Source organism: Nocardia speluncae NBRC 108251, assembly GCF_001613245.1.
GTDB lineage: Bacteria > Actinomycetota > Actinomycetes > Mycobacteriales > Mycobacteriaceae > Nocardia > Nocardia speluncae.
The window spans coordinates 50,535-64,172 of the sequence record NZ_BDBZ01000048.1; the positions used below are offsets into that span (position 1 = coordinate 50,535).

A 13,638-nucleotide genomic window follows, 5' to 3' on the forward strand; every position below is an offset into this window, starting at 1 on the left:
GGCCTATGCCGCCTGCACATCGACGTAGACGTCCCCGTCGCCGTCCTCATCCGCCAGTCCGGTGTCGACATCGGCGTTGTCGTCGGTGACAATCGGAGTGAACGGGGCGGGTTCGGTGATGTCGAGACCTGACTCCTCGGCATCTGCGGTGTCGGCGAGTTCGCTGGGATCGGTGGTGACCAGCGCGTGCTCCTCGACGGAGGCCATCGAGGCGAACACGGCTCTGTCAGTGCCGTCGAGAGCGATCAGCCCTTGCCCGCGGGCCGCCGACAACAAGAACTGTCGTTCTCCGTCCGAGAGCTTGAACGCGGTCGCGACCTCGTCGATCGCCTGCGGCGCTTGATGCAGCAGGATCTGGGTGGCCGCATTGGACACGATCGCCTTACCGAGTTCGGTGCCCAGCACATCCGCACAGTCCTGGGTGGCGACCGTGAGGCCGGCCCAGTACTTGCGGAACGACTTCGCGGCCCGGAACAAGAACTCCGCACCGGCGGTCTGGCGCATGATCAGCCACGCCTCGTCCACGGTCACCATCCGCGGCCGACGATTCGCCGGGTTGGCGACTCGCCGCCAGGTGGCATCCAACACGAGCAGCGTCCCGATCGTCTTCAACTCATCGGGCAGCTCCCGCAACGAGTAGGCGACCATCGCCGCATCCGGGCTGACCGTCGTCGGCCCATCGAGCAGGCCCGCGAACGCGCCCTCGCCGACGAACGGAGCCAACGACGCGGCAAGGTCATCAGCCACGGCCGAACCGAGCGCGGCCAACTGCTCACACAGGACACCCAGGGTCGGGGCGGGCCTGGTCCACGTCGCGGGGTCCTCGGTGATCCCCGCACTCGCGTAGGTGGCGGTCACAGCGGTGTCGAGCGTGGCACGCTGCGCAGCCGTCTGGTCACCGAGCAGGACCCGGATCACGGTGTGACAGAATAGTTTCCGTCGATTCAGTGCATCCGACGGTGCGGTGCGGCGGCCGTCGGGGCGGGTATGGACCTCCAAATCGAAGGGATTGAGCCGGATCCCGGGGGCGCCGAGGTGGATATAGGTGCCGCCGACCGCCTCGGTCAACGCGCGATACTCGTCTTCGGGGTCGATGATCACCTGTTCGATCCCGCGATACAGCGACCGCAGAATATCGGTCTTGACCAGGTAACTCTTACCGGCGCCGGAACGGCCGAGCACGACGGCGTTATGGTTGTGCGCCTCGGGACCGAACCGGTCGACGAACACCAGCCCGGATGCGGCGTCTCGCCCGTAGAGCACCCCTTCTGGCGATGCCGCGCGGGCCGGATCACCAACAGGCAGTTGCGGACTGGAGAACGGGAACGCCGCCGCAAGGGCATTGGTGTCGAAGGTGCGGCGCACCTTCACCAGATCCAGACCCAGCGGAAGCGTGGAAACCCAGCCCTGGGTGGTGCGGTAGGACAGATGGCAGGTGTCGACGAGCAGACTGGCTGCCAGGGCGCGGACGGCGGCGACCTCGTCGGCCAGCTCGGCTTCCGAGCGGGCGTGCACGGTCAGATACAGGCCGATTCGGAACAGTCGAGCTTCGGCGCGTGCCACCCGGGAGGACAGTTCTGCGGCATCCTCGGCCGCGACCTCCACCAGGGGATCGGTGCGGCGGCCGTAGCTGGCATCGTGAAATCGGGTCGACTCCAGCCGGGCGAGCTGGCGCCGCAGCCGGGAGGCGGCGGTGACCGGGTCGACCGGATCGATATGCAGGGCAACGTCGAGGCGGCCGGGGTGCGACAGCAGCGGAGCCAGCCAGCCGGCGGTGACCTCACGCGGATACCCGGTGACGGCGAGCGTCGCCACCCATCCTGTCCCTACTTCGAGGTGCCGTGTCCCGATCGCCAGCGAATCCGGCCCGAATCCAGCTGCGGCACCGGCGATCTGGCGACGTCGGCGACGCAGGGATCCTCGCCGATGCGGGTGTGCGTCGATATCGTCGGCCAGTTCGATATCGGTGGAGGTCTCGGTGTCCGGGCCGTCGGTGGTGATGACGGTGTGGGGGCCGGCGATGTCTGCGGAGGAGGGAACGAGACTGCCGGGGTTGCAGGCGCCGGTTACCACGGCGGTGGCCTGCGCGTCATCGAGCGGTGTCACGGTGACACCCATCGGGGCGAGGAGGTCGGCGGCCTCATGCACCCGCCGCAGTAGCCGGGCCTCCGCGGCGCGCCGTGCCGCGGCCGACAATTCCCGTCGAGCACGCCGACGCCCCGCGACCAGCCAGCCCAGCATCGCCGCCGGCGTCGGTCCACCCAGCCTGTCGCTCGTCGCCGGGAGGTCGAGGGGTTCACGCCAGACCAGCAGTACTTGCCGGTGCATCAGGTCCTCCCCGGCCGCGAGTCCGGCCAGGTGGTCGGCGTGACCGTGCGCGGCAGCGGCCAGCTCCGGTGACATCTCACCGACCGAACGCCACAGACTCTGCAGCTGGCCGGTCAGATCCAGGCGCGTCGACCGCAACAGGATCTGCACCGGTTGGCGCAGCGTGTGCAGCCAGCCCCCGAGCTGTGAGACCAGGGCATCCTGCTCCTCGGGAGTGCGCAGGGCGAGGTTGACCGTCCCGGCCGCTGCGACCACAGCCAGCCCGTCCGGGCCCAGATCGACCACCCCGACCCCGTTGGCGCTGGTGACCGCCTCGGGTAGCTGTAATGCTTTGGCCGACAAAGGCTGCGGCACCAGCGGCTTCTTCCCTCGACCCGCAGCGCGGGTGAGCCACCGTGGTGCCGTAGCGATCCCTTCGGGCGCGGCTACCAGGCGAGAAGGCCGCAGACGTTGCCGTACGGCGGCCAGCAGCAACCGGTCGCCCGACAGGCCGTCGCGGGTGGTCAAGATCAGCACCGCGACCGCGGTGCCCAGCGGGACGGCTCCGGCCAAGAACGCTGCGGGGGCGATCACTTCACGAGTTGCGGTCCACGCGAGATACAGCAGTAGCGCGGTGACCGCGAGGACTGCGAGCTGGCGGGCGGTGAATGGGCCGATCAACCGGTCTTGCCGGTCGACATCGGCAGGAATACGAACGGGCGTGCTCATCTGGGGTTTCCTCCTCGGGGAGTGCGGCGTGCGCGCCGGCGGACAGGGAGATCGGGCAGCGGCAGATGCAGCTGACGACCTGCCGGTGTCGAGGGACGTGGCGGCGGAACCGGTGGCGGCGTGCTCGCTCGCTCGGCGGGCCGGACCCGGGTCACCGGGAACGGCAGCCGGTACTGGCCGCTGCGCAGCGGCCGGTTGCCCTCATACGGATCGGGCGGATCGAACTCGAACGCCAACTGCGTGCCCTGCCGAGGACGCGGCGGCGGCGACGCCGACGCCGGTGCCGGCGCTGCGGGAGGCCCGGCAGGGGCGGGTGTCCGTCGGACCCGGGCAACAGGGATCGGCAGCGGGTACTGGCCGCGGTGATTGGCGCGAATCCCGCTGTAGGGGTCTGGCGGGGTGAAATCGAACGCGAGCTGGCGGCCTCGCGATCTCGGGCGGGTCGTCGGCCCAGGGGCGGTGCCGGGTGAGGCCGGAGCCGATGTGGTGGTGGCCGACTGCGACGGTGGTGTTGCAGGACCCTGCGTTCGCCGGACCCGGTGGACTCCTTCGAGGGGCAACATCAGCTGGCCGTCCCGCGTCGACCGTGTCCGCGCATACGGGTCGGCGCTGCCCACTGCAGCGGCGGCACCTCGGCGGCCGTTGCCCACCCTGTTGGCAGTGGCTGCGTTGCCCTGTGGGGTGGGGCGTCGAATCGCCGTGGCGGCAGCCTTCTCGCCGCTCTTGAGTAGGCCGAAGGTCTTGTAGGCGACGTATCCGCGGACCAGGGATCCGACCATGCTGCGGCCGTGGCCGATTCGCATGGTCGACATCAGCCAGAACGGGATCTTGATCAACACGCCCATCAGGGCGAGCCCGATGATCAGGCTCACGACGCCGTCCATGTTGGGCCCGAAGAATCCCCATCCTCCCGGGGTGAGGAAAACCCGCAGGGTGGTGACCAACACCAGCGACTGGACCACCTGAATCGCCAGACACGCGGCGAAGGAGCGCCACCACCAGCGAGCGATCGAGTCCAGACCAGGCAGCGCATGACACATCAAAGCCAGTGGTGCCGCTACGATCAGGATGATGGTGATCGCGACGCGCACGACGTAGGTGATGAGCAGTACCACCAGCATCACGACAAGCGCAGTTCGCAGCAGAACCAGGAAGATTCCGTTCCCGGTGACCGACCCGGTCAGTTCCTTCAGCGCGGTGGTGGCAGAGTCGGACTCGACCCCGCTACCGGCGAATGCCTCGGCCAGCGCGTTCGCGAACACGATCGCCTGGGTCGCCAGCAGCATGCTCATGGCACCGGCAATGAACCCGACCACGATCCGTGGCAGCAGTTCTTGCAGTGACCAGCGGGTCTGCAATGTTTCGCGGACCATCAGCAGGATGCCAGCGGCCACCACCAGCAGCCCGTACATGGCCAGCATCAGATGCCACGACGAGTCCCACAACTCACCGACCCGCGGCAAGTCACCGGGCTCCGGGGTGGTCAACAGTGTTTGCGACAGTAGCTCGAGCAGCGGATTGAGCGCCGAATCCACCAGGCGGGCAAAGAAACCGTCGATAGCATTCGCGACACAACCGGAGATATTGCGAATTCCGCAGTCGGAATCACCTGTATCCGACGGCTCAACCGGTACTTGACTGGAGTCGCCCGGCCAGGAGCCGCGCGGAGTAGGCGACGGAGTCGCGGGTGTGCTCGGACCTTGCGATGTGGGCGGAGGCGTGGGCGTCGGCGCGGTCGGTGCCGGTTGCTGGGGTGTCGTCGCCACCGGCGGCGGTGGCGGTGGGGCGGTGGGCTCGGCGGCGGCAGTCGCACCGATGCCAACCCCGACCACCAGCATCGCGACCACGGCCGCCACCACCCGCAACGGCCAGCCTGTTCGGGGGTTCGGTGGTGAGGTGCCGATTGGGAAGGCCGCGGTCATGGTCAGGCACCCACGATCGACTTGAGAACGGCGACGATCACCGGCGCGAGCATCGCCAGGCCGTAACCCAGGCATGCAGCGCGCAGCGCGGTCTTGGACTTCTCGACCTCGCTGGGGTCGCCGGAGGCCAGCACATAGCGGGCGCCGCCGATGGTCAGGAACACCGTCGCCAGCCCGGCAAGGATGCCGACCAGCCAGTTCCGGATATTGTCGAGTACCTGGTCGAACGACTCAGCGATGGCGAGTACCGAAACGGGTTCTGCCGCAGCGGTACCCGCGGTCGCTATGGCGGTCAGCGCCACCGCCGCGAATACCGCGATCGGGGCAAGGGCCCGCCGGATGGTGCCGGGCTGGGCCGTCCGGTGTGACGAGGTCGCAGAACGAACTTCAGGGAAACCGATCATGCGCATCGGCGATTCACCTCCACCTGGGTTGCCGGTTGTGCGGGGGCAGCCGATGTCCGCCCGCACTGGCTACTCCGCGTTTGCGAGCCACATTTGGACCTGGGAGTGTCCGGAAAATCGCCAGATCGGCCAGCGCGGGTAGTCGGCTGCGAGGTGGTGAAGGCGGTCTCCGCCGCGGGAGTACCTGTTGAACCCGACCGCCGCGGTGCGTGCTCGCCAGTGATCTCGCCGTGCCGTGTGGTGTTGTGCAGGCCGACAGCGAGGATCGCCGAGCCGAGCGGGCTGAGGGCGTACTGCCACGGCGGCACACCACGACGCCCCACACCGGGGCGGGTACGACGGCAACGGGTGAGCACCCCGCGACGGGTCAGCGCCGTCAGCCTTTTCCGTGCGGTGTCGACGCTGGGGAACAACAGGTCGGCGACCTGGTCGGCACTCAGACCCTGCTCAGCATCGAGCAGCCGCAGCACTTCCAGGTCCCGCTCGGTGAGTCGCTGTCGCTGCGCGGCCACTTCTGAGCCCTGGTCGTCGGCCGAACAGGACAGGAGTTGCAGGGCGCGGTGCTCGACGGTGCTGGTGCGTGCCGGATCGGTGGCTGCCGTGCGCGCGACCAGCCAGTCGAGGAGATCGTGTTCGCCTCGCTGGCGGGTCTTGCGCAACGCCCAGTGCGACAACCCCGTCGAATCGCTTGCCAGAGAGGTCACCGACCGCCCCTCCAGCCGGGTGGCGGCGATCAACTCGGCGACCTCGGCGGTAATCACGTTCTCCGCGACCGCCTCGGCGAGAATCTGTTCGGGATGCCCCGCCGGGGCCCACATCACCTGCACCGGTTCGTCCGCTCTGGTGTCGATGTCGGCTCCAGTGCCGACATCCGCACCGGGCACGGGGGCAGCGGCCTCCCGCCGCACCCAAGCCCGGCCACCACGGAACAGCGCCCACCGCAGTCGGAACCACAGAAACGGGCGCTCGACATCTATGCGCGGCAATTCGGCGAAGAACTCGGCCAACAGATCGGCCTCGATGTCAGCGCGGTCCTCGCGCCGGCGAGGTCCGAACACGCTGGCCATCCCCGCCAACATCGGTGCCGCCATCCCGGCACACGCCAAGGCTGCATCCGAACCGTGGGTTCGAGACCGGCCGATCAGCCACACCCAGACCGCATCCACGGTCTCGATCGGCAGCGCCGGGTCCGACAGCACCTGCCGCAACTGGCCCCAGGTATCGACCTGCCTGCCGAGTCCCGATACCTGATTCCTCACGACAGGTAGCGGGTGATCGGCTATCCGGTCGAGCGCCGACCGCACGACCGCCAGCGGCGAAGCTTCCGCATGATCCGGCCTCTCCGCAGAAATACTGTAATTCGCATTCATTGCCATTCCCCTTGCTCGAAGCGTTGATAAATCCGACTCGGCAAGGACACAGAACGGCCGCCACCAAAAAGCCTCCGAATAACCTCCAAACGACCTCGAGATGACCTCCGGCCGATCACCGATCAGCCGGATTCGACCACACGGAACCGGTACGGGAGCTTGAGCGCGGTGCCGGGAAACTGCTATCTACCAGGGGTTGTGTACGTTTGGTGGCGTTCCGGTGGCGCTGTACACCGCGCGAGAAGCTTTCGGGTGGACCGTCGAAAAATTGGCGTCAGATGTGGCGCTCTACAACTGTGGATATCGAAGATCGATCAGTCGATTTGCATAGTTTTCGGGACGGTTCGATGTCCAAAAACGGCGAATTCGTGAGGAGTTGACCAGTGCACACATCCCATGCACTGGAATCGACAAGGACCGCGCCGATGACCGAACACACCCCAGTCCGCCGCCGTCGCCACACCGGCTCGTCCGGCTCGCGCCGCGCTCCGGCGGCCGAGGTTCCCTCAACCATCTGGGCCTCCGGAACCGACCCGATCGACCCCACCGACCAATGGCCGACGCCGATCGTCTCCCGCGCCGTCACCGAGTTCTCCCGCCCCGGAGACCAAGTGCTGCTGGCGCCCCCGGCCTCAACCGCCCCCGACACACCCTTCCCGACGCCGGACACTGCCGACGTGCTCGCCGTGATCGACAGCCTCGGCCGCGACAGCCTGATCGAACGCCCCGATGCTCACCAACATCGGCCACCGCACGAAGGAGCTGTTGCCCTCGTCCTGGCCAGCCTGCTCGCTCCCGAGGCCACATCACCTTCGGCAGTCGACGAGATCGTCGCGCTCGCCGCAACCCGGTTGAACCCCGGCGGCGTGCTTGTCGTGTTCACCCGCTGCACGCACACCCGCGACGGTGTCCTGCTCGATCCGACCGGCTGGACAGTAGCCGCCGGTCAGGCCGCCGACCTGCTGTTCCTTCAGCACATCGTCGCCGTCCCGATCGCGGGCGACACCGTCGCGGCACCCGGACTCGACAACACCGGGCACGCCCGCACGCACAGCATCGTGCATACCGATATCACCGTTCTTTTGCGCCCCTGATCGCCGCAGTGGCCCTGCCGTACTGGGCCCCGCCGTACGACGCTGGGCACACGATGGCGGCATGTAGCTCCTGACCACCGAATCTCGAATCGAGGCACCTTTCGATGACCGCAACCCACAAAACGGAGAACAACATCGCCGCGGTATCGGTATGGCCGACCGCGCAGGCCGCGCCCGCTACTCAACGCACCGGCCGCTACCACCCCGACAGCGTCAAACACCCCGCGAAAATGCTGCCCGCCATCGCCGCCCACGCCATCGAGGCATACACCCACCCCGGGGACCTGGTCCTGGACCCGATGTGCGGCATCGGCACCACCCTCGTCGAGGCCCTGCACCGAGGCCGCCGCGCCATCGGCGTCGAATACGAAACCCGATGGGCCGACCTCGCCCGCACCAACATCGACCTCGCCTACGGTGCCGGCATCGACCTCGACGCTGCCGTCTACCAAGGCGACGCCCGAAAACTTCCAACTCTGCTTCCTGCCGACCTGCGCGGCCAGGTCGACCTCGTCATCACCTCACCCCCATACGGCGACTCCACCCACGGTCACGTCCGAGTCAAGCCCGGCGAAGGCGTCCGCAAGTACGACCACCGCTACGGAGCCGTCCTCGACCGCGGCAACCTCGCCAACGTCGGCATCGGCCGGCTCCTGACCGGATTCACCAGAATCCTCACCGGCGTCGCCGACTACCTCAAACCCGGCGGACACGTCGTCATCACCGCTCGCCCCTGGCGACAGCACGCCGAACTCATCGACCTACCCACCCACATCACCACCTGCGGCACCCTTGCCGGACTCACCCCCGTCGAACGCTGCGTCGCACTCCTCGGCCGCCTCGCCGACGACGACATCATCGCCCGAAGCAGCTTCTTCCAGCGCGACTTCATCGTCAAGAACCGCCGCGGAGGGCTTCCCGTTCACCTGATCGCACACGAGGACGTCATTGTGCTCGAGCGCAGGGACGTGCCAGATTCGTTGCAGCTCAAGCAAACTCATCCAAACCGGAGTTTGGTGTCGACGGCTGCCTGGGTCGACCGCAAATGGGCGGCATGAACTACGAGAATAGCCACGCGGGAGAACCGGGTTCGCCGGAACCCGGTTCTCCCTGCCTCCGGAAGCAGGTCTCGCGAGGCCGTGGCCGTGCCGGAATGGACATCGCCGCCGCGTTCTAGGATCAAGCCAGTGGGGAACGTTGTAGAAACCGCTGAGCTGGCCTCGTCATTGACAAGATGGCTCTCCGAAGTCCGGGTCACCGGCCTGTCCGCGCGGGAAGCGACAGCGTTGATCACCCAACACACGGTCCGGTGGGGGCACGCCAACGGTTGGACGGTCGACCTCGAGCGAGAGGCATTGATCGCCAGGCGTACCGGACGGCGGATGTACCACGGCCATTTGGACGTCTTCTGCTGGCGCGACGACCATTTGCCGTGCATCGCCATCGAGATCGACCGCTCGAACAAGCGATGGTCGGTGGAGAAGCTGCTCGCCGAGGCCGACACCGGCAACATCGCACTCTGGGGGCGCTGGTACGGCACGACACGAATCGCCGTGCCGGACACCGTCGGCCTCGTCGACATCAGCGCTACGGCAGGGTTCGAACGCCCCAGAAAGGAAGCCCGCCGGAGGGAACGGCGAGCGCCCGGCGCACCCGGCGCATGACCACCCTGCCGCGTCAACCGGCCATCTGTCCAGGCTGGTGTACCGGCAGGCCCGGGTTGGTGAACCGGAGGCGGGGAGCACCGAAAGGGCAGGGCATTCCGAGGTGTCGCAGGGCGTGATTATGCTCGCGCGACATGGAGCCCGCCACCGCAGCCATCGCTGATCTTGTTGCCGCGATCACGCCTATCGACGAGGTTGAACAGCAACACATCGAGCAGACACTGGCCTGGCTCGCCCAAACCAATGACATCTTCCGCCGAGTTCCACCAGCGACTCCACCGCAGCACTTGGTCGCGTACGTGGTCTTGGTCGACCCCACCGAGCGCGGCATCTACCTCGGTAGACACCGCAAATCCGGTCTCGAACTCCCGATGGGCGGGCACCTGGCTCCCGGCGAAGACCCATGCACTACGGCGCGGCGGGAAGCACGCGAGGAACTCGGGTTCGACCCGAGATTCGATGTCGTTGGGGATAAGCCCCTGTTCCTGACAGTGACTCCCACCGTCGGCCCCACCGCTGGCCATGTTGATATCTCTCTGTGGCATGTCGCTCGGGGTGACCGGGCCCAGCACTACGACCTCGATCCCGCCGAGTTCGACGGGGGCCGCTGGTGGGACCTCGACCCCACGGCCTGCCGAGCACCGATCCCCACCTCCCACGCTTCATCCGCAAGCTCGACACCGTCCTCCAACCCGCTGCCGCTCGATGACTACGCTGGTCGTCATCCGCGGTAATTCCGCGTCGGGCAAATCGACCGTCGCCGCCGGCCTCCAACGTCGCTTCGAGCACGGCCACTGCGCGGTCATCGGTCAGGATGTAGTGCGACGGCAGATTGTCCGTGAGCGCGACGAGCCCGGCGGGTGGAATATCGAGCTGATCGAACATATCGCGACACTGTGCCTGGCCCGTGGGATGGTGACGATCGTGGAAGGCATCCTCGACGCCGATCGCTACGGGGCGATGCTGCACCGTCTCGCCGACACCGCCGGCTGTGCACTCCACTACGGCTTCGACCTCACCTTCGACGAAACTCTCGCTCGCCATGCCGGCCGGCCGCAGGCCGCAACGATTCCTCCTGACCAGATGGCCGAGTGGTATCACGGTTGGCAACCCCTGTCCTACGTTGAGGAGGTCCGCATCGACTCCAGCTGGAGCCGCGACTCCATTATCGAGCGGATTCACACCGACATCCTCGCCACCGACCGACTCCGCTGACGGTCAAATGAGGCGCGGCAGGCAATATTGGATTGCCTGCTGGCGCAGTGAGTCCTGATCGTTCTGTACATGATCGTGCGCCGCCTGACCGCCGACGGCTGGCAGACAGCCCGAACAGTGCGCCTCGACGCACTCGCTGGTAGCCCCGCAGGCACCTTCTCCACCACCTACGAGCAGGCACTGGCTTGGAGCGTCGACCAGTGGAAGCGCTGGACCCGGACTCGGGCGATGTTCGTCGCTGAGGAGCACGACACAGTGCTCGGATCCGCCGCCGTGCGCGTTGCAGGAAACGGACGAAAAAGTTGTCCGCGCCGCGCATCTCGAATTGGCCGAGGGCGATAGCTTTCCGTTTGCATTGGGTCTTGAACCCGATATGAGCTGGGCGGACTATCTCCGCGCCCGGGAGGAACAGCGGCAGGGTGCCAATCTGCCGGATGGCATCGTGGCCTCCACATATCTGCTCGCAACTGTTGACGGCCAAGTAGTCGGTCGAACCTCGATCAGACACACCCTCAACGAGGGCCTACGTCGACGAGGCGGGCACATCGGGTATGCCGTGCTGCCCCAGTACAGGCGGCGTGGGTACGGTGGCGCCATTCTCCGCCGCAGTATCGTCGTTGCCCGGTCGATCGGTATCGACCGGATACTGCTCACCTGCGACGATTCGAATCTCGGATCGCGACGGATCTTCTCTGAACTGTCTGGGCTTCATTGACTGCCAGAGTTCGTCGCACTGCCGAATTGAGTCGCTCGCGGCTGCGCGACCTACAATGCAGACTGTGACTACCGTCAATCGTTGGCTAACCGACGTCGAGATCGAAAAATCCAAGGAAGAGACTCGTAAAAACGCCCAAACCACATTCCGACACCACTACGTGCCAAGAATGTATCTCAAGCGGTGGACTACCGACGGTAGCGGGGAAATTCAGGTCACAAACGTTGACACCAAAGAATCAAATTGCGTACCCATAGAATCGACAGCCGTCGAGGATAACTTCTATCAAATATCGGCACCCGACATCGATGCCGACGCAAATCCAGACATGTGGTTCGAGACCCACATGGGACGCATAGAGGGCCGGGCCGCGAACTGGCTTCGCGCGCTCGACGGTCAGCCCGATGGGAGGATCAAGGATAAAAACCTAATCTCCAACCTAGCCGTATACATCAGCCTACAAAGCCAGCGCACCCAGCGTGGGCGACAGACCGACGTGGGCATCGACGCAGCAGTGAACCGTTACGGAGCCAGCCATATTCTGAACATTACCGGCCTGCTTCCGATCTTATGTCGCGAGTACGGCATTGAGTACTCAGAAGCGAGACACCAGGCTATCGTGAATCAGATACTCGCCAAGCGGGCCGTCAGCAGCGAAACCAAGCCCAAGGCAATCGATGCAGCCATCGGCGCCTGGAAGAACGTTCTCGCCCCGCTGATTGAAAACGATCGAGACTACTGGCTGGCAAGCTCCACAGGCGATCTATTGACCTGCGATGAACCCGTACTCGGAATTCCAACGAAGCGAAACACTCGCCAGTTTCCGGTCTCGATAAGAAATTCTGAAATAATTGTATTTCCGATCAGTCCTAATCGACTCCTAATTCTGAGCCGGAAGAATGTGAAGATCAAGCCCCCGTTCGAACTATCTTCGACTGAGGCAAAGTTTCTAAATCGCGAATTCTGCTACAACTGCAATCGGCTGGTTTTCGAAAAAAGCGGAACCTCGATCGCATCGCAGATTCAGATCCCCAACTACCCAGAGAAGCAGGACTGGTCAAGTAGCATCACCTCCGCTCCGGAGTTCGCTCGCGCCGTTCTCCTGCCGACCCGATGGACCGACGCGCCCCATTCGCCGCAGTGGCCCTTATCTCGATGGACCACTGACTAGGCCGCGTTTCATAAGCCCGATGGTGTGGGGACGGAACCCGTTGTCCGGGTTGAGAAGTTGGTGATATGGCGAGGTCTCCGGTAGTTGGTTGAACGACCAAGCACAACCGGAAACCAACCGGAGACCTCGTGAACAGCGTAACGGCAACGTGCCGTGCGGATCTGACCGATGCTCAGTGGGCGAAACTGGAACCGCTACTACCTGCTGGTATGAAGCCGGGCCGGCCACCGCGGTGGTCGAAACGACAGTTGATCGACGGGATCCGGTGGCGGATCCGGACCGGCAGTCCGTGGCGTGATATTCCGAGCGTGTATGGGCCGTGGCAGACGGTGTATGGGTTGTTCCGCCGCTGGCAGCGTGACGGCACGTGGGAATCGGTGCTGACCGCACTGCAAGCCCACGCCGATGCGGGCGGTGAGATCGAGTGGACGGTGAGCGTGGACTCCACGATCGCCCGCGCGCACCAGCATGCGGCGGGTGCGCGCCGCGACTTCGCCGGCCAGGTCGAGGCGGCGGGTGGTTTCGACGACGAACCCGCTGACCACGGGCTGGGACGGTCGCGGGGCGGGTTCACCACGAAGCTGCACCTGGCCGCCGACCAGGGGCAGCGGCCGCTGGCGCTGGTGGTCACGCCTGGTCAGTGGGCTGATTGCCCACAGTTCACGACGGTGCTCGGCGATATACGGGTGCCGCGGCTCTCGGTCGGTGGTACCCGGTCGCGGCCGGATCGGGTCCTGGCCGACAAAGCCTATTCTTCGGCGGCCAACCGTGCTTACCTGCGGAAACGCGGGATCAAGGCAACCATCCCGATCAAGGCGGACCAGGCAGCGCATCGTGTGGCCAAGGGCAACGCCGGTGGCCGGCCGCCGGCGTTCGACCCTGGTCTCTACAAACTCCGGCACGCCGTGGAATGCACGATCAGCCGCCTCAAACAGCACCGCGCTGTCGCCACCCGCTACGACAAACTCGCTGTCCGTTACCTGGCCACGGTCCGCGTCGCCGCAATCAACCTGTGGTTATCCGGCCAAGGCTTATGAAACGCGGCCT

General features: G+C 65.8%; 12 protein-coding genes. 8 read left to right on the plus strand and 4 right to left on the minus strand.

Annotation, left to right across the window (positions count from 1 at the left end; translation table 11 throughout):
- Positions 1-3: 3 nt before the first annotated feature.
- Genes NS6_RS34440 through NS6_RS32350 form a run of 4 tightly spaced genes read right to left on the minus strand, consistent with a single transcriptional unit; the run spans position 4 to position 6,732 of the window.
- A complete protein-coding gene (locus NS6_RS34440) occupies positions 4-3,036 on the minus strand; it encodes a PrgI family protein (protein WP_082393304.1) in 3,033 nt (1,010 codons plus the stop codon).
- Positions 3,033-4,958, minus strand: coding sequence for a TrbL/VirB6 family protein (locus NS6_RS32340; protein WP_198161768.1), 1,926 nt, complete (start codon positions 4,956-4,958; stop codon positions 3,033-3,035). The genes NS6_RS34440 and NS6_RS32340 overlap by 4 nt, the downstream gene beginning before the upstream one ends.
- 2 nt (positions 4,959-4,960) lie before the next feature.
- Positions 4,961-5,368, minus strand: coding sequence for a pilin (locus NS6_RS32345; protein ID WP_228792423.1), 408 nt, complete (start codon positions 5,366-5,368; stop codon positions 4,961-4,963).
- Entirely contained in the window at positions 5,359-6,732 is a 1,374-nt protein-coding gene (locus NS6_RS32350) for a replication-relaxation family protein (RefSeq protein ID WP_054814849.1), read from the minus strand. Before NS6_RS32350 ends, NS6_RS32345 begins: the two co-directional genes overlap by 10 nt.
- A gap of 425 nt (positions 6,733-7,157) precedes the next feature.
- On the opposite strand from NS6_RS32350, the gene NS6_RS32355 reads away from it, so the two are divergent.
- From NS6_RS32355 to NS6_RS32390, 8 genes are all read left to right on the plus strand, one after another.
- Positions 7,158-7,826 carry a hypothetical protein gene (locus NS6_RS32355; RefSeq protein WP_043737879.1) on the plus strand — a complete coding sequence of 223 codons (669 nt, stop codon included), beginning with the start codon at positions 7,158-7,160 and terminating at the stop codon, positions 7,824-7,826.
- Between the two features lie 104 nt (positions 7,827-7,930).
- Positions 7,931-8,884 (plus strand): TRM11 family SAM-dependent methyltransferase, encoded by a 954-nt coding sequence (locus NS6_RS32360; protein ID WP_082393303.1) that lies wholly within the window; start codon positions 7,931-7,933, stop codon positions 8,882-8,884.
- A gap of 129 nt (positions 8,885-9,013) precedes the next feature.
- Entirely contained in the window at positions 9,014-9,490 is a 477-nt protein-coding gene (locus tag NS6_RS32365; protein WP_156371217.1) for a hypothetical protein, read from the plus strand.
- A 134-nt stretch (positions 9,491-9,624) separates the two neighbouring features.
- Entirely contained in the window at positions 9,625-10,224 is a 600-nt protein-coding gene (locus tag NS6_RS32370; protein WP_082393302.1) for an NUDIX domain-containing protein, read from the plus strand.
- A complete protein-coding gene (locus NS6_RS32375; protein ID WP_043737884.1) occupies positions 10,196-10,705 on the plus strand; it encodes an AAA family ATPase in 510 nt (169 codons plus the stop codon). The genes NS6_RS32370 and NS6_RS32375 overlap by 29 nt, the downstream gene beginning before the upstream one ends.
- A 280-nt stretch (positions 10,706-10,985) precedes the next feature.
- Positions 10,986-11,420: a GNAT family N-acetyltransferase gene (locus tag NS6_RS32380; RefSeq protein WP_068049986.1), complete on the plus strand. Its 435-nt coding sequence runs from the start codon at positions 10,986-10,988 to the stop codon at positions 11,418-11,420.
- Positions 11,421-11,484: 64 nt separating this feature from the next.
- Complete coding sequence (locus NS6_RS32385; protein WP_157227746.1) at positions 11,485-12,591, plus strand: DUF4238 domain-containing protein; 1,107 nt, start codon at positions 11,485-11,487, stop codon at positions 12,589-12,591.
- 128 nt (positions 12,592-12,719) lie between these two features.
- Entirely contained in the window at positions 12,720-13,628 is a 909-nt protein-coding gene (locus NS6_RS32390) for an IS5 family transposase (RefSeq protein ID WP_043737886.1), read from the plus strand.
- Positions 13,629-13,638 lie beyond the last annotated feature (10 nt).

Excerpts from the sequence above, each read along its gene's own strand:
- NS6_RS34440 (WP_082393304.1), bottom strand. The coding sequence starts at position 3,036 with ATGAGCACGCCCGTTCGTATTCCTGCCGATGTCGACCGGCAAGACCGG.
- NS6_RS32340 (WP_198161768.1), bottom strand. The coding sequence starts at position 4,958 with ATGACCGCGGCCTTCCCAATCGGCACCTCACCACCGAACCCCCGAACA.
- NS6_RS32345 (WP_228792423.1), bottom strand. The coding sequence starts at position 5,368 with ATGCGCATGATCGGTTTCCCTGAAGTTCGTTCTGCGACCTCGTCACAC.
- NS6_RS32350 (WP_054814849.1), bottom strand. The coding sequence starts at position 6,732 with ATGAATGCGAATTACAGTATTTCTGCGGAGAGGCCGGATCATGCGGAA.
- NS6_RS32355 (WP_043737879.1), top strand. The coding sequence starts at position 7,158 with ATGACCGAACACACCCCAGTCCGCCGCCGTCGCCACACCGGCTCGTCC.
- NS6_RS32360 (WP_082393303.1), top strand. The coding sequence starts at position 7,931 with ATGACCGCAACCCACAAAACGGAGAACAACATCGCCGCGGTATCGGTA.
- NS6_RS32370 (WP_082393302.1), top strand. The coding sequence starts at position 9,625 with ATGGAGCCCGCCACCGCAGCCATCGCTGATCTTGTTGCCGCGATCACG.
- NS6_RS32375 (WP_043737884.1), top strand. The coding sequence starts at position 10,196 with ATGACTACGCTGGTCGTCATCCGCGGTAATTCCGCGTCGGGCAAATCG.